Origin of the sequence: Nonomuraea mesophila, assembly GCF_004352805.1 — a bacterium.
Lineage (GTDB): Bacteria > Actinomycetota > Actinomycetes > Streptosporangiales > Streptosporangiaceae > Nonomuraea > Nonomuraea longispora.
Map to the genome: position 1 here is coordinate 29,761 of NZ_SMLD01000034.1, position 15,142 is coordinate 44,902.

A 15,142-nucleotide genomic window follows, 5' to 3' on the forward strand; every position below is an offset into this window, starting at 1 on the left:
CGACGGCCCGCAACGGCTCGTCGTGAGATCCGGCGGGAGAAACAGCGCCGTCACCGTGGACGGGCCCGGAACGCCCGCCGGTAGGCGCCCGGTGTCGTGCCGAGGGCGTTGAGGAAACGCCTGCGGAGATTGGTGGCCGAGGAAAGGCCGACGCGGCGGGCGACCGCGTCCAACGGCAGGTCCGACGACTCCAGCAGGTCCCTGGCCGTGGCGATCCGCTGGGCCAGCAGCCACTGCCCCGGGCTGATGCCGAGCTGGTCGACGAACCGGCGGGTGAGCGTGCGCGGCGACAGGCCCACGTGCGCGGCCATGCCCTCGACGGTCACCGCTTCGCCGAGCCTCCCGGTGACCCACTCCAGCAGCGGCCCGAGCGTGCCGTCGATCTGCGCGGGGTGCGACGGCGCGGAATACTGCAGTTGCCCGCCCTCGCGGTGGGGCGGCATGACCATGGTCCGTGCGATGTGCGCCGCGTACGACCCGCCCTGGTCGCTGCGCACCAGGTGCATGCACAGGTCGATGCCGGCCCCTGCGCCGGCGCTGGTCGCCACGTCGCCGTGGTCGACGTACAGCACGTCCGGGTCGATCCGTACGTGCGGGAAACGCGCGGCCAGCTCGTCCGCCAGGGCCCAGTGCGTGGTCGCCCGCCGCCCGTCCAGCAGCCCGGCGTGGGCCAGCGCGAACGCGCCCGAGCAGATGCTGACGACCCGAGTGCCCCGGGCGTGGGCCCGCTGCAGCGCCTGGACGACCGCCGGCGAGGGCGGGTCAGTGGCGGGCAGCCAGCCGGGGACGATCACCGTGTCCGCGTGGTCGAGCGCGTCGAGGTCGTCGGTCACGAGCATGTCGTAGCCGGCGTACGTGGCGACCGGGCCCGGCCGTTCCGTGCACACGGTGAAGGTGTAGCGGGCCGGGAGCCCCGGCCGGTCGATCCCGAACACCTGGGCCGCGCAGCCGAGCTCGAACGTCGACTGCGGCGGGCGGATCAGCGCGGTCACCCGATGCATGGCACGAAAGTACCTGATGATGTCATTCCTGACACTCGGCGGGGGCCCCGACCGGCCGCCACGCTGGCACCATGACGACAGAACAGAGCATCTCCGCGTACGTGTGGTCCTCCGTCGAGGACGCCCCGGTGACCGACCTCTTCCCGGGCATCCGGGCGCGCATGTTGTGGCAAGGGGACAACGGCGCGAAGGCCTGCGTGCTGGAGATGGACCCAGGAGCTCACTGGCAGGGGATCGACGTGCACGAACCCGGCCCCGAGGAGGTCTACGTGGTCTCCGGCGTCTTCAACGACGGCGAGCGCGACTATCCGGCCGGCTCCTTCATCCACGCCCCCGCGGGCTCCTCGCACGTCCCGCAGTCGGCGACGGGCTGCACGTTGTTCCTCTTCTACCCGGAGGGGTGATCCCCGGCCGCCCGGTGGACCCGGGCGGCCGGGGTTCCGGTCAGAACACCGTCTCGACGTCCGTGGTCCGTACGGTCCACGGCGGGCCGCACGTGCCCCGCCCGGTGAACCGGTAGCCCGCGAAGATGATCGGGCTGGCGAACCAGTAGCCGTCGCTGCAGGTCACCACGACCCTGATCGCGCCGCTGTAGACCGAGCAGTCGATGTCGACGTAGTACGCCGGGATCGGCACACTGCGCGAGCACGAGTACGTGGCGTCCAGCGAAGCCCTGCCGTCCTTGTCGGAGGCATCCGGGAGCGTCGCGGTCGACTCGTCGGTGAACCCGCGTTCGGGCGCCGCGGTGGCCGAACCCGTGTGCAGCGCGACGGAGAACAGCAGCGCCGCGATCGCGGCCAGCACGCCGATGAGCGTTCTTCTCGCATGTACAACCATGTGTCGGACCTCTCGCTGGGTTTCCCTGGCGGCCGGCCGTGCCCTGTCAGTGACACCTTCGCCGACCCGGGCGGCGCCGGGCATCGTCACATCACGCGAATCTCCGCCACGGCGGCCGGCGGGCGGTTGTCACTGATGTCAAAGCCGCAGGGGTTCAGGCCAGGCCGTGCTCGGTCCACGCGCCCGCCAGCATCCGGGTGACGGTCGTGCTCAGCACCCGTACGCCGTGCGTGGAGCCCGGCTCGATCCCCACCAGCTCCCGCACCCGCCGCAGCCGGTAGTCCAGGGTGCGCGGATGGATGTGCAGGGATTCGGCGGTACGCAGGCGGTTCATGTCGTTGCGGTAGTAGGCGTCCAGCGTGGGCACCAGCTCCGGCCCGTCGCCGAGCCGCTTGGCCGTCTCCCGTAACCACTGGTCCACCTGCGGCGTCTCCACCGCGCCCAGCTCCGCGAACACGTCGGCCACCCCGTACGACCTGCGCGGCACCCGTTCGATCGGCGCCACCCTGCTGACCTTCCGCGCCAGCGCGGCCGCCTGGACGAGCGCGCGGCGGCGCCCATGGGCCGTGCCCACCGAGCACGGCCGCCCCACGATCTCCGCGACCGCCTGCGCCAGCGCCAGCCCTGACCGCTCCGCCGCCGCCCGCTGCTCCGGCCGGGCCCCGTGATACGGCACGAGCGCCACCAACTCGTCCGGTTCCTGCCACCCGAACGGCACGCGATGCCGCTGCAGCAGGGTGCACACGACCTCCTCCCGGCACGTCTTCGGCGGCTCCGTCGCCACCCGGACCACCGTGACCAGGTAGTGCTCGGTCACCGGCACCCCGAGGCTGACGGCCAGCTCGCCGGCCATGGGATCGTCGTGCAGCACCATGGTGGCCAGCAGGTGGACGCGCGAGGCCGTCGGCAGGAACCGCTCATAGCCTCTGAGGTAGCCCCGGGTGTAGACCGCCTGTGCCCGCGCGCCCTGCCGGGCCAGCCAGTCGAGCATGCGCATCGTCTCCGTCAGGTCGCCCGGCCCGGCCGCCTCGGAGAGCTCCCGCATGGTGAACGCCGCGTGCAGCGCCAGCGCGCCGCGCTGGCAGCCGGGCGCCACGCCCTGCGCGCCGCGCTGCTCGCCGACCGACTCGATGAAGGCCAGGTCGCTGTCCAGCAGCGGCTCTCCGGAGGCGGCCAGCTCGGCCGTGCGCTGCCGTACGACGACCGCGAACTCCATCATCGACGCCCGCGCCCGGGACTCGATCGCCTGGAAACCGGCGATCTCGCCGACGCAGGCGTCCACCACTCTCCTCGCGTTGTCGTCGACCCGGCTTTTGAGCATGCCGAAGAGGTTGCCGCCCATGATGAAATCTCCCCGTGACGTCGCCGTTGGTCATGTCTCCCTGAAACGCGCGCCCGGTATTCGTCGGCCGGACGCTTTCGTATCAAAGGGATTTTTCCGATGTCGTCACGCGGTTCCCGGACAATGGCGTGCCACCAGCTCAGAAGGGTTGCCAACCGGTGAACGTTTCATTCGACCGGCGATTCGTGACGGCCGAAACCATCACGCACGATCACCATGCGGATGCTTTCCGCCCCAGCGGTATTCCACGGGCGCCGATAAATGATTTCCCGACCCTTCACTCTGAGTGAGGAACCGGATTACTCCCGTACGGTTCCGGCGCCGGTCCGCGCGTTCCCGGCAAGCCGCGGGGCCCGGCACGGGTGGTCGTGCCGGCCTGTCGTCAGGGTGTCACTTCTTGAGGGTGAAGGCCTCGGTGATGGTCTGCGCGACGCGGTTGCCCGCGCGAGGCATCTCGCCGTCGCGGGCACGGTCGTGGCAGCCGGCGTCTGGCTGATCGTGGACTCTTTCGTATCCACGCGTTGACATCCTGCCTGCGAGCCGGCGTCCCGTGCCCGACTTCTCGACCGTGACCCTATTTTCACCTTAATGCATCATTCCTGTAACCCATGACGGACGTCTGTCAGATTTGACTGATGTACCAACACGGCAAAGAGGCACAAAACGGGATGTAACGGACATGTAGGATCTTGGTCCGCTGGTGGGAGTGGTGTGGTGAAGGTGGAGGAACGCTCGGCTGACGCCATCCTCGAGGTGCTGGCGGGAGCGCCGGAGCCGTTGGGCGCGCGGCAGGTGCTGCAGGTGCTCAAGCAGGGCGCCGGCCTGGACATCAGCGAGGCCACGGTCGCCCGGCGGCTGCGCCTGCTGGACCGGCGCGGCTTCACCGTGGCCGCGGGGACCAAGGGCAGGATGCTCACCTCGGCCGGCCGCCAGCACGTCGCCACCGTGTTGCGCGGGCGGACCACCGCCACCCGGTTCCTGGAAGGCACGCAGGTACGTACGTCGGAAGGCCTGATCGACCTGCTGCGCGCGCGGCGGACGGTAGAGCCCGAGGCGGCCAGGGAGGCGGCGCTCTGCGAGGACAACGCCGCTGCGGCACAGGCGCTCACCGGGCTGGTCGAGCGGCACGGCAGGCATTTCGCCGACGTGCACGAGGTGCCGCGCGACATCGCGCTGACCTTTCATCGCCGGGTGGCCAGGTGCACCCGCAATCCCATCGTCAAGGCCATGCTCGACGTCGTTCTCGATCCGGCGCTGGACCGTCTGGAGGCGGCCCTGGACGTCGTGCTCGACTCGCACCGCTCGGGCGAGGTCACGGTCATCGAGCACCAGCGGATCGCCGACGCGATCGGCGCGGGCCGGGCGGACGAGGCGGAGGAGGCGATGCGCGCCCACATGGACCGGCTGCTGGACGAGGCCGGCCGGTTCCTCACCGAAGAGACCGCCCCCATCGTCGAGCGGCTGCTCACCTGGGGCATGCCCGGACCTACCGCACATGACACGCACGGAAGGCCTGACCCGGATGCCGATCATTGAGTTCACCGGCGTACAGAAGTCGTACGGCGACCTCGCGGTGCTGAACGGCATCGACCTGTCGGTCGCCGAGGGCGAGGTGGTGGTCCTGCTCGGCCCATCGGGTTCGGGCAAGAGCACGCTGCTGCGCTGCATCAACGCCCTGGAGGACGTCTCCGGCGGCGCGGTCGTGGTCGACGGCCGCGATCCGCACGCCAGGGCCACGAACCTGAACGAGCTGCGCAGCGGAGTCGGCTTCGTCTTCCAGCACTTCAACCTGTACCCGCACATGACGGTGGCGCAGAACATCATGCTCGCCCCCGTCCGGGTGAAGAAGCTTCCCAAGGACGCGGCCCGCCGCCGGGCGATGGAACTGCTGGAACGGGTCGGGATACCGGAGAAGGCCGACAATCTGCCCACACAGCTCTCCGGCGGTCAGCAGCAGCGGGTGGCGATCGCCCGCGCCCTGGCCATGGACCCCGCGATCATGCTGTTCGACGAGCCGACCAGCGCCCTGGACCCGGAGATGATCCAGGAGGTCCTGGAGGTCATGGTCGACCTGGCCGGCAGCGGGATGACCATGGTCGTGGTCACGCACGAGATGGGTTTCGCGCGCAAGGTGGCCGACCGGGTCGTGTTCATGGACGGCGGGCGCGTCGTCGAGAGCGCCGCGCCCGATGACTTCTTCGCCAGCCCGTCGACCGAGAGGGCCCAGGAGTTCCTGCGCCGGGTCTCGCATATCTGACGAAGAGGTGTCTGTACGGATGAAACGGGTCGTGTGCCTGGCGCTCGCGCTGCTGTTGCTCACCGCCTGCGGCGACCGCCCCCGAGCGGGGCTGGCCCCGGTGGCGGGAACCAAAGGCGGCACCGGGGTCAACTCGCTCGAAAAGATCAGAAAACGCGGGGAGATCGTGTTCGGGGTCAAGTTCGACACCCCGCCGTTCGGGTCGATCGGGCAGGGCAGAACCGAGCCGGAGGGCTTCGAGATCGACCTCGTCACGGAGGTCGCCAAGCGGCTGAAGGTCAGGCCGAAGTTCGTCGAGGTCAACCCGAAGAACCGGGTCGCCAACCTGGACAGCGGAAAGATCGACGTGATCACCGCGACCATGATCGCGACTCGGGCGCGCGACAAGGCGATCGACTTCTCCGAGCCGTACTTCGAGGACGACCAGCGCCTGATGGTGCGCGGCGACTCCAAGATCACCAGCGTCGACCAGCTCGACGGCAAGACCGTCGCGCTGGTCCAGGGCTCCACGGAGGAGAGCGTGCTGCGCGAGAAGGCGCCGGGCGCGAAGATCCTCAGCTTCCAGTCCTGGCCCACGGCCCTGCAGTCGCTGCTGCGCGGCGACGCCGACGCCGTCACCACCACGGTCGGCATCCTCACCGGCCTGAAGTCGGCCGCCGACGAAGCGGGCGTGAAGGTCAAGATCGTCAGTCCGGGGATCGCCCAGGGACCGCTCGCCATGGGGTTCCGGCAGGGTGACGCCGCCCTGCGCGACGAGGTCAACGCCGCGCTGATGAGCATGGCCGAGGACGGCTCCTACGACCGCATCTACGCCAAGTGGTGGGGCGAAGTGCTGCCCGAGCCGTACAAGATCCGCGTTCTTCCGTCGGGGTCGTGAGCCATGTTCGACGACCTCAGCTGGAGCGTGGTGCTCGACGATCCCGGCAGGAGTTTCCTGCTGCACGGCGCCTGGGTGAGCGTGCAGCTCGCCGTGCTCGCCATCATCGGCTCCACGGTGGTGGGCACGCTGGTGGCGCTCGGCCGGGTGTCCACCGCGCCCGCGCTCGCGCCGCTGCGCTGGCTGCTGTCCGCCTACGTCGAGTTCTTCCGTAACGTGCCGCTGCTCGTGCAACTGGTCTTCTGGAGCTTCGGCATGTTCAGCCTGGAGCTCGTCAGGGCCGCCGCCGCGCCGCTGAACTTGGTGTACTCCAACCAGTTCCTCGCCGGGCTGCTCGGCCTGACCATCTACACCTCGGCGTACGTCGCGGAGGCGCTGCGCAGCGGGATCCAGTCGGTGCCCAGAGGGCAACTCGAAGCGGCCAGGGCCGGCGGCCTCGGCTACTGGACGGCGATGCGCGCGGTGGTGCTGCCGCAGGCGTTCGCGCTGGCGTTCCCCGCGATCGGCAACCAGTACATCAGCGCCACCAAGAACACCTCCGTGGTCATGGCCATCGGCGTCACCGACGTCGTCTTCCAGGCCCAGCAGATCGAGTCGGCCACCTTCGCCGCGTTCGAGGCGTACACCGCCGCGCTCGTCATCTTCGTCGTGATCTGCCTGGCCGAGTCCGCGCTGCTGGCTCTCGTCGTCCGCGGCATGCTGACCAGAATCCGGCCGGGCGCCAGAACCGCGGCCCCGACGCCGGCGTTGGAGTCGTGACCATGGGTGCGATCATCGACAACCTCCCGTTCATGCTGGCCGGGCTCTGGGAGACCGCGAAGCTCGCGGTGCTGGCCATCGTGCTCAGCGCCGTGCTCGGCGTGCTGGTGGGCGCGATGCGCTCGGCCCGCTCGCGGCTCGTACGGTGGCCGGCGATCGGCTACATCCAGCTCATCCGCAGCGCACCGCTGATCGTCTTCATCCTCTACTGCTATTTCGTCCTGTCCGACCTCGGCTTCGACCTCACCCCATTCTGGGCGGGCGTGGTCGCGCTTGGCGTGTTCACCAGCGCCTACCTGGCGGAGATCGTGCACGCGGGCATCGCGTCCGTGCCGAGCGGGCAGTGGGAGGCCGCCCGCGCCTCCGGCCTGTCCCAGGCGAGCACGATGCGCGACGTGGTGCTGCCCCAGGCGCTGCGCCGCATGGCTCCGGCCCTGGTGTCGGAGTTCATCAAGCTGATCAAGGACACCTCGCTGGTCTCGATCATCGGGGTCTTCGAGTTCTTCCACCGGGTCGAGGTCACCAACTCCCGGCTGCTGACCGAGCCGTTCGCCGTGCTCGGCTTCGCCGCCGTCTGCTACTTCGTCCTCAACTACGGCCTCAGCCGCTTCGCTCGCCGTCTTGAGCTGCGGCTGGACGCCTGACGCACCACCAACCAGAAGGAACATCACGCATCATGTCGGATCTACGGCTCAACCTTCCGTTCGTTGGCATCCCGACCTTCCAGCGGTCGCCCATCGTGAGTGACCTCTCGCAGCTCGATGCCGACCTGGCCATCCTGGGGGTGCCCAACGACGAGGGCGCGCCCTGGTACCCGGGCGCGCGGATGGCACCGCGGGCGATCCGGGAGCAGTCCGTACGGTACGCCGGCTACGGCCGCATGCAGGCCAGGTCCGGATATTTCGACATCGAGGAGGACAGGCGCTACCTCGAGTACGAAACCGCCAACGAGCGCATCGTCGACTGCGGCGACGTCGACATCATCTACTCCAACCCCGAGCAGACCTTCAAGAACATCACCCACAGCACCGCGCAGATCCTGGAGGCCGGAGCCGTCCCCATCGTCCTCGGCGGCGAGCACTCGGTCACCTACGGCGTCGTACGCGCTTACGAGGAGCCGATCTGCGTCGTGCACTTCGACGCGCACCTCGACTACCGCCCCTTCATCCACGGAGCCCAGTACGGCAACGGCAGCCCCATGCTCAAGATCGGGAAGCTGCCGAACGTCGAGAAGATCGTGCAGATCGGCAGCCGCGGCATGCGCGCCGCCCAGGACGACCTCGCCGAGAGCCGCGCCAACGGCAACGACGTGTTCACCATGAAGGGCTTCAGGAGGGCCGGCATCGACGACGTGCTCGCGACCCTGCCCAAGGGCAGGAAGGTGTACGTCAGCGTGGACATCGACGTGCTCGACATGCCGCTCGTGCCGGGGTGCGCCTCCGCCGAGGCCGACGGCATGTCGTACGAGGAGCTCCGCCAGACGATCTTCGCGATCGTCCGTGAGCACGAGCTGGTCGGCTTCGACGTCGTGGAGATCAACCCGATGCTGGACGTGGCCTCCAACGTCACCTCGCAACTCGGCGCCCAGCTGGCCATCGAGACGATGGCCCGCGCCGTCGAGAACCCCGACTACCTGCGCCGCAAGGGCCGCCTGTCCTGATATATCGCTCCGTACGGGGACATGACTGACATGTCCCCGGCGGCGCGTTCCCCCTGACAGGCGTAGCGTGACGTCCATGCAGAAAGTGCAGCTGAGTGGTGAGAAGGCGACCATGCTCGCCACGCTGTACGGCCGGGCCGTCGACGCCGAGTCGCCCGCCCCCATCCTGGGGGACAGGATGGCACTCGAAGCCGTACACGCCATCGACACCGACTTCACCAAGGTCGGCATGAAGCGCGGCGACGCGGTACCGTCGCCATGCGTGCCAGGCACCTGGACGACTGGACCCGCGACTTCCTCGCCGACCACCCTGCGGCGATCGTGCTGCACCTGGGGTGCGGCATGGACACCCGCGCCCACCGCGTCGGCCCAGGCCCCGGCGTGCACTGGTACGACGTCGACTTCCCCGAGGTCATCGACCTGCGCGAGCGCCTCTACCCGGCACGCGAGCACCACACCGCGATCCCCTCGTCCGTCACCGACCTGACCTGGCTCGACCAGGTGAAGGGCGACCTGCCCGTGCTGGTCGTTGCCGAGGGCCTGACCATGTACCTCACGGAGGACGAGGGCCACACGCTGTTCCGCGCGATCATCGACCGCTTCCCCTCCGGGACGTTCGTCTTCGACGCGTTCAGCCGGCGCGGCATCCGCTGGCAGAAGATCAACCGGGTGGTCCGGCTCGCCGGCGCGACCCTGCACTGGGGCGTGGACGGCCCCGCCGACCTCAGCGCGATCGACCCCCGGTTACGCTCGGTCACCGCGCTGAGCGCCTTCGACCTGCCCGGACACGACAAGCTGAAGCCCGGTTACCGCGCGCTGGTCGCGGTGGCGCGAAGGTTGCCGTTCATGCGCCGGATGGCCGTCTTCTACCGCCTGGACTTCCCCGCCTGAGCCCCTGCGCACGTGAGGGCGCCCTGGCTAGCCCAGGAATTCGCCGGCCTCGGCCCCGAGCACGCTCAACAGCGCCAGCGCCTCGGCCCCGGGAGATCCCGGCGGCGCGCTGTAGATCACGAGGTGCTGGTCGCGGTCCGTCAGCGTGAGCGCGTCGCAGTCGACGGTGACCTCCCCGACCACCGGGTGGTGGAAGGTCTTCGTGAGCATCGGCGCTGCCTGCACGTCGTGCCGCTCCCAGAGCCGGGCGAACTCAGGGCTGCCGTCGCGGAGCTCGCCGACCAGGCCCGTCACCATGGGGTCCGACGGATAGCGGGCGAGCGTGGCCCGCAGCTCCATGACCACGCTGTGCCGGAACTCCGTGGCGTCGGAGACCCCGTACAACGTCTCCGGCCCGAGGAAGGCCCGGCGCGCGAGGTTGCGCTCCTCCGGCGCGAGTTTCCCGAAGTCCTCCATGAGCGCGGCCGTCAGGTCGTTCCACGCGAGCACCTCGAACGCGGCGGACGTCACGAAAGCGGCGGTCTGCGGCAGCCGTTCGAGGAGCGCGAGGATGCTCGGGCGGACGTCGCGCCGGTGCAGCCGCGTACGGCTCGGCGCGGTGCCCGCGAGGATGTGGAGGTGGTCGGACTCGGCGTCCGTGAGCCGCAGCGTCCGTGCGATCCCGGCGAGCACCTCGCTCGACGGGCGCGGCGCCCGGCCCTGCTCCAGCCGTGCGTAATACTCCGTGGAGATGTGCGCGAGGACCGCCACCTCCTCGCGGCGAAGCCCCGGTGTCCGGCGGCGCGAGCCCGAGGGAAGGCCGACGTCCTCCGGCCTGAGCCGCTCGCGGCGGCTGCGGAGGAACGCCCCCAGCTCCTGCTTGTCCATACCTTCAGTCTGCACGCCGCGCGGCGACGGATCCTGGTACTGCCTGTGCCTGCATCCGGCCCCGGAAGCGGCCTGAAGCTGTCGGCATGACGTACGACACCGACTTCGCGCCCATCGGCCTGCTCACCGGCAAGGTCGTGTTCATCACCGGCGCCAGCCGCGGCATCGGGGCGGCCGCGGCCCGGCTCTTCGCACGGGAGGGCGCCGCCGTCGTGCTCGCCTCCCGCGGCACCGGCGCCCTCGACCGCATCGTCACCGAGATCCGCGCCGGCGGCGGCGTCGCGGACGCCGTCGCCCTGGACCTCGCCGACCGCGCGAGCATCCGTGCGGCGGTCGAGCGCGTCGACGAGCTGCACGGCCGGCTCGACGGCGCCTTCAACAACGGCGCGGCCATCCAGCAGCGGCCCGGCCCGCTCGACACGACGGCCGACGAGGACATCGACGAACAGTTCGCCGTGAACTTCCGCGCGCACTGGACCGCCATGAACGCCGAGGCCGCACTCATGCGCCGCGACGGCGGCGGGGCGATCGTCAACACGTCGAGCATCGGCAGCCGCCGCGCGAACCCCGCCCTGCCCGCGTACGGCGCGATGAAGCGCGCGCTCAACAGCATCACCGAGACCGCCGCGGTGAGCTGGGCCCCTGACGGCATCCGGGTCAACGGCATCACCCCCGGCGGCACGGCCACGCAGATGATGGACGCGTGGGAGGAGGCGACCCCCGGCATCATCGAGCGGGCCAAGGCCGCGATCCCGCTCGGCCGGATGGCCGAACCCCGCGAGGTCGCCGAGGCGGCCGCGTGGCTGCTCAGCGACCGCGCCTCGATGGTGACGGGCGCGATCGTACCGGTGGACGGCGGCTCCGGCGCCTGACACGAGCCGGGGATGACCGCGCCCGGTTCAGCGCGACGTGAACGCCGAATTACACGGCATCTCACATCGCTGTATCCCTTCGCGGTTGGCGCGCTACTTTTGTGTGATCAAGCACAAGGGTGTGGTTTTGCCCGGTGCGGGCCGTGACCGCGCGAGCCGGCCCTCCGCCGGCGCCGGAGAGGAGCACGCATGCCGACTCTCAGTGGTCTGGTGAGCCGGCCCGGCCTGGGCCTGCGGTTCGTGGACCCTGAGGACGCGGTCCGGCACGGCGGCAGGCCGGTGGCGGCGGTCGCCGAGGGAATGTGGGCGGTCGGCGCGGGAGCCGGGAGGCTGGGCGCGGGCGGCAGGAGGCCGATCCACGCGCTGAACGACGTGCTGCTCGTCCTGCCGGCCGGGGCGGGCATCGACTGGCCGGCCGTGGGAGGCGCCGCCGGAGTGGTCCTCGCGGGAGCCGCCGAGGACGACGTGCTGTCCGCGTCGTTGCCGGCCGCCAGGGAGCACGGCGTTCCGCTGCTCACCGCGGTGGACGACGCGCCCCACGTCTGCGCCGGAATCCACCCCGTCATCCGCCGGGAACAGCGGCGCGAGCTGCACGAGCGTACCGATCAGTTGAAGACGATGCAGCGCATCGCGCTGCGGCCGGACGGCCTGAGCCGTCTCCTGCGGTGGCTGGCCCGGCAGATCTCCGGGCACGCGATGCTGGTCGACCCTTCCGGCTCGCCGTTGTACGCCTACCCCAGTTCCTCGGAGGAGCTCTTCTCCCGAGCGGAACAGGACATCCGCCGCGTCATCACCAAGCAGACCCGATCCGCCTCGATCAGCCTGGGTACGCAGGTCGCCCACATCATGTCCATCGGCAGCCAGGAGCCGAACCCGGTTCTCATCGTCGCCAGGGACGAACCCTTCTCCTCGCGCACCCGGAGCCTGGTGTCCGACGCCGCCGGCCTGCTGTGGTTGCGGTGGCGGATGGAGGAGCTCGGCCGGCACTCGCGCCAGGTGGAGCTGGCCGAGTCGCACAGCCGCGAGGCGGTCCTGCATCTGCTGATGCTCGGCCAGGTCCAGTCGGCGAAACGGGTCGCCGGAGCTCTGCCGGGGCAGCTTCCCGATCCCGCCCGTGTCTACATCGTGGAGTGCCAGGCGAACCGCAGAGCCGACTACGCCAGGAGGTGCGCCGAGGTCACCGGGGGCCGGGCCTGGATCGTGGCCTGTCCCGTCTACATCGGGCACCTCATCATCCTGGCCCCGGCCGACTCGCAGGAGGCGGGCAACCCGCTGGACCAGGCGTTGCGTTCCCAGGTCGCGGGCAACCCCGGGTGCTACGCCGGGGCCGGACGCCTCGTGCCGCTGCGCGACATCGCGGCCGGGTACCAGCAGGCCTTTCACGCGCTCGCGGTGGCCAAGGGGATCGACGCGCGGTGCGCGACGTACACGTCACGCGAGGACATAGCGTCGCTGCTGGGAGCCCGTGGCCACCGGTGGGCGGCCGGGTCGCTGCGCCGGCTGCTCGATCACCGGCCCGAACGCCCCCAGGATCCCGACGCCGAGGAGCTGAAGGAGACCCTCACGTCGTGGCTCGCCTTCTTCAACGCGGCGACGCGCCAGCTGAAGATCCACCGCAACACGTTGTCCGCCCGGTTGCGCCATATCGAGCGGCTGCTGGGTTGTGACCTGAACGATCTCGCCGTGCAGGCGGAGACGCAGCTCGCGCTACGCCTCCTCGCTCAGCCGGCGCGGCCCGGCGACGACGAACCCGGTGAGGTGACGCTGGACGCGCTCCTCGGCACTCCTGCGGTGTTCCACTGGGCGGAGTCGTACCTCAGCCCCCTGCACGACAGCGACCCGTGTCTTCTCGAGACGTTGCGGACCTGGCTGAGCAGCAATGCCCGGCTGGACGCGACCGCGTCGCTGCTGGGGCTGACCGTGCCGGCCGTGCGCAAGCGGCTGGTCCGCGTGGAAGGGATTCTCTCCCGGTCCCTGCTCAATGGTCCTTCGGCGCGGCACGACGCCGTGCTCGCCTTCCGTATCCTCGACTCGGGCGGGCTGTCGTAACGGGGGCGCCGTCCTGACATTGCCTTTGGCTGGTGTTGACCCAGCAGCTTGAAACCGGCCGACCGCATCACTGTGCAGAAAGAAACCGGAGCTCCGCCGCCGATAGCCCTAGCATCGGTCGAGCCATAACAAGCAATCGCGTGTCCCGAATTCAGTGGTGGCGGATGATCCAGCGGACAAAGGCGCGTACGGCGTCCTGCGAGTGGCATCTGGACGACTTCAGGCCGAGCGCCGTACGTCGCATGGTGGAAAACACTCTTTCGTTCTGGGGAGTGTTCGCGGAAACCATTGACGAAGCGAAACTGATCACCTCGGAAGTGGTCACCAACGCCGCCAGGCATGTGCACCCTGAGCTGCGCAGAGGGCGCCTCGTTCGCCTTCGCATCAGCCTGTCGCGGGACACGCTGCGCTTCGAGATCTCCGATCCCGACCCCCGGCCGCCCCGGTTGATCACGGCCGCGCACGACGACGAACACCATCGCGGGCTGGCCATTGTGGACGCCCTGGCAATGGACTGGGGCTCCAGGGCGGCCGTATCGGGAATCGGCAAGGTCGTCTGGTGGACCCAGCGGATCTCGAACCCGTGGTAAATGATCGGCCTTTCAAGGAGCTTCATGTCGCACCATCTCGACTCGCCACTCGCCCGTCAGGACAAGCGTCTTGACATCAGCGATGTCTATCTTTTCCGAGGAACCTCGGGCACCGTCTTCGTCATCAATGTGAACCCGTTGTCCGGGACGGACGGCTTCCACCCCGAGGCGATGTACGAGTTCAACATCGATGTGGACGGCGACGCGGTCCAGGACATCACCTTCCGGGCCACCTTCGGCGCCCGCGAAGCCGACGGCAGGCAGGCGATCGAGCTTCGCCGGCTCGACGGCCCGGACGCGCGCGACCGCTTCGCCGCCGGGACGGCCGTGGCCTCGGGGTGGACCGAGGAGGAGATCACGGGCAAGGACGGCGTACGCGTCTGGGCCGGGCCGGCCGGGGACCCCTTCTTCATCGAAGGCTCGGTCGTCACGGCCGTCGTCAAGGCCGTCGCCACGGGCACCCCGCCCGACCTGGGAGGCTGGGACCGCGGCAACGCGGCGAACGTCTTCAGCGGCACCAACGTCAGCGCCATTGTGCTCGAGGTTCCCGACGCCGCCTTCGGGACGGCCTCCATCGGCTTCTGGGGCACCAGCGTGCTGGCGACCGACGCCGGCGGCTGGCGTCAGATCAACCGGTGCGCGCAGCCGCTGGTCAACACCATCTTCAACCCGGACGACACCGAACGTTCCAGCGAGTACAACACCACGCAGCCGGTCCAGGACCACGCCATCTACGGGGCCCTGGTGGAGAAGCTGACCGCGGACGTGGTCGGCGCCATGGGCACACACCCGGACCCCGCCGTCCACGGTCGCCACGTTCGCGACCTGATTTTCCCCGACATTTTGCGATACGAGCTCGGCACCGCGCCGGAGTTCACCGTCGACAGGCGCAACGGCCGCAATCTGACGGACTGCACGCCGGAAGTCATGTTCGAGTTGGTGCTCAACACGCCGTTCGACATGGGCCTCGACCCCGGCTCGGCCACGGGGACGCTTCGCGCGGACTTCCCGTACCTCTCCAAGCCCCTGCCACAATCGTGAGCCCCGTCCCGGCCGTCGATCGACCGTGAGGCCGTGACCAGTGGTCGGTTCCGGCGAAGGACGCCACCGCGCGTGCCGGAACCGATCGCCGGCCGTCGC

The 15,142-nt window shown here is 69.8% G+C and carries 15 protein-coding genes and 1 pseudogene; 12 read left to right on the forward strand and 4 right to left on the reverse strand.

The window, feature by feature from the left end; all coding sequences use genetic code 11:
• Positions 1 to 50: 50 nt before the first annotated feature.
• Positions 51 to 1,001 (reverse strand): GlxA family transcriptional regulator, encoded by a 951-nt coding sequence (locus E1295_RS15655; RefSeq protein WP_132631002.1) that lies wholly within the window; start codon positions 999 to 1,001, stop codon positions 51 to 53.
• Between the two features lie 71 nt (positions 1,002 to 1,072).
• On the opposite strand from E1295_RS15655, the gene E1295_RS15660 reads away from it, so the two are divergent.
• Entirely contained in the window at positions 1,073 to 1,405 is a 333-nt protein-coding gene (locus tag E1295_RS15660) for a cupin domain-containing protein (RefSeq protein ID WP_132631003.1), read from the forward strand.
• Positions 1,406 to 1,445: 40 nt separating this feature from the next.
• Here E1295_RS15660 and E1295_RS15665 read toward each other — a convergent pair whose 3' ends face one another.
• Complete coding sequence (locus E1295_RS15665; protein ID WP_132631004.1) at positions 1,446 to 1,838, reverse strand: hypothetical protein; 393 nt, start codon at positions 1,836 to 1,838, stop codon at positions 1,446 to 1,448.
• A gap of 154 nt (positions 1,839 to 1,992) precedes the next feature.
• Positions 1,993 to 3,180, reverse strand: coding sequence for a PucR family transcriptional regulator (locus E1295_RS15670; RefSeq protein ID WP_132631005.1), 1,188 nt, complete (start codon positions 3,178 to 3,180; stop codon positions 1,993 to 1,995).
• A 714-nt stretch (positions 3,181 to 3,894) separates the two neighbouring features.
• Between E1295_RS15670 and E1295_RS15675 the strand changes: the two genes are divergently transcribed.
• From E1295_RS15675 to E1295_RS15705, 7 genes and pseudogenes are all read left to right on the forward strand, one after another.
• Positions 3,895 to 4,716, forward strand: a complete 822-nt coding sequence (locus E1295_RS15675) for an FCD domain-containing protein (RefSeq protein WP_166427244.1) — start codon at positions 3,895 to 3,897, stop codon at positions 4,714 to 4,716.
• Positions 4,703 to 5,437, forward strand: a complete 735-nt coding sequence (locus E1295_RS15680) for an amino acid ABC transporter ATP-binding protein (protein ID WP_132631007.1) — start codon at positions 4,703 to 4,705, stop codon at positions 5,435 to 5,437. Before E1295_RS15675 ends, E1295_RS15680 begins: the two co-directional genes overlap by 14 nt.
• A gap of 19 nt (positions 5,438 to 5,456) precedes the next feature.
• Positions 5,457 to 6,314 carry a transporter substrate-binding domain-containing protein gene (locus E1295_RS15685; RefSeq protein WP_166427245.1) on the forward strand — a complete coding sequence of 286 codons (858 nt, stop codon included), beginning with the start codon at positions 5,457 to 5,459 and terminating at the stop codon, positions 6,312 to 6,314.
• Between the two features lie 3 nt (positions 6,315 to 6,317).
• Positions 6,318 to 7,073 carry an amino acid ABC transporter permease gene (locus E1295_RS15690; RefSeq protein WP_132631009.1) on the forward strand — a complete coding sequence of 252 codons (756 nt, stop codon included), beginning with the start codon at positions 6,318 to 6,320 and terminating at the stop codon, positions 7,071 to 7,073.
• A gap of 2 nt (positions 7,074 to 7,075) precedes the next feature.
• Positions 7,076 to 7,717: an amino acid ABC transporter permease gene (locus E1295_RS15695; RefSeq protein WP_132631010.1), complete on the forward strand. Its 642-nt coding sequence runs from the start codon at positions 7,076 to 7,078 to the stop codon at positions 7,715 to 7,717.
• Between the two features lie 32 nt (positions 7,718 to 7,749).
• Positions 7,750 to 8,733 (forward strand): arginase family protein, encoded by a 984-nt coding sequence (locus E1295_RS15700; RefSeq protein WP_132631011.1) that lies wholly within the window; start codon positions 7,750 to 7,752, stop codon positions 8,731 to 8,733.
• A gap of 228 nt (positions 8,734 to 8,961) precedes the next feature.
• A pseudogene (locus E1295_RS15705) lies at positions 8,962 to 9,624 on the forward strand (class I SAM-dependent methyltransferase); the annotation flags it as partial.
• A gap of 27 nt (positions 9,625 to 9,651) precedes the next feature.
• Here E1295_RS15705 and E1295_RS15710 read toward each other — a convergent pair.
• Entirely contained in the window at positions 9,652 to 10,491 is an 840-nt protein-coding gene (locus E1295_RS15710) for a helix-turn-helix transcriptional regulator (protein ID WP_132631012.1), read from the reverse strand.
• Between the two features lie 86 nt (positions 10,492 to 10,577).
• Between E1295_RS15710 and E1295_RS15715 the strand changes: the two genes are divergently transcribed.
• The 4 genes from E1295_RS15715 (at position 10,578) to E1295_RS15730 (ending at position 15,043) form a co-directional block, all read left to right on the forward strand.
• Positions 10,578 to 11,363, forward strand: a complete 786-nt coding sequence (locus tag E1295_RS15715; RefSeq protein WP_132631013.1) for an SDR family NAD(P)-dependent oxidoreductase — start codon at positions 10,578 to 10,580, stop codon at positions 11,361 to 11,363.
• 189 nt (positions 11,364 to 11,552) lie between these two features.
• Positions 11,553 to 13,412: a helix-turn-helix domain-containing protein gene (locus E1295_RS15720; RefSeq protein WP_132631014.1), complete on the forward strand. Its 1,860-nt coding sequence runs from the start codon at positions 11,553 to 11,555 to the stop codon at positions 13,410 to 13,412.
• Between the two features lie 164 nt (positions 13,413 to 13,576).
• Positions 13,577 to 14,002 (forward strand): ATP-binding protein, encoded by a 426-nt coding sequence (locus tag E1295_RS15725; RefSeq protein ID WP_132631015.1) that lies wholly within the window; start codon positions 13,577 to 13,579, stop codon positions 14,000 to 14,002.
• Between the two features lie 24 nt (positions 14,003 to 14,026).
• Positions 14,027 to 15,043, forward strand: coding sequence for a DUF4331 family protein (locus tag E1295_RS15730; RefSeq protein WP_132631016.1), 1,017 nt, complete (start codon positions 14,027 to 14,029; stop codon positions 15,041 to 15,043).
• The last annotated feature ends 99 nt before the right edge of the window (positions 15,044 to 15,142 follow it).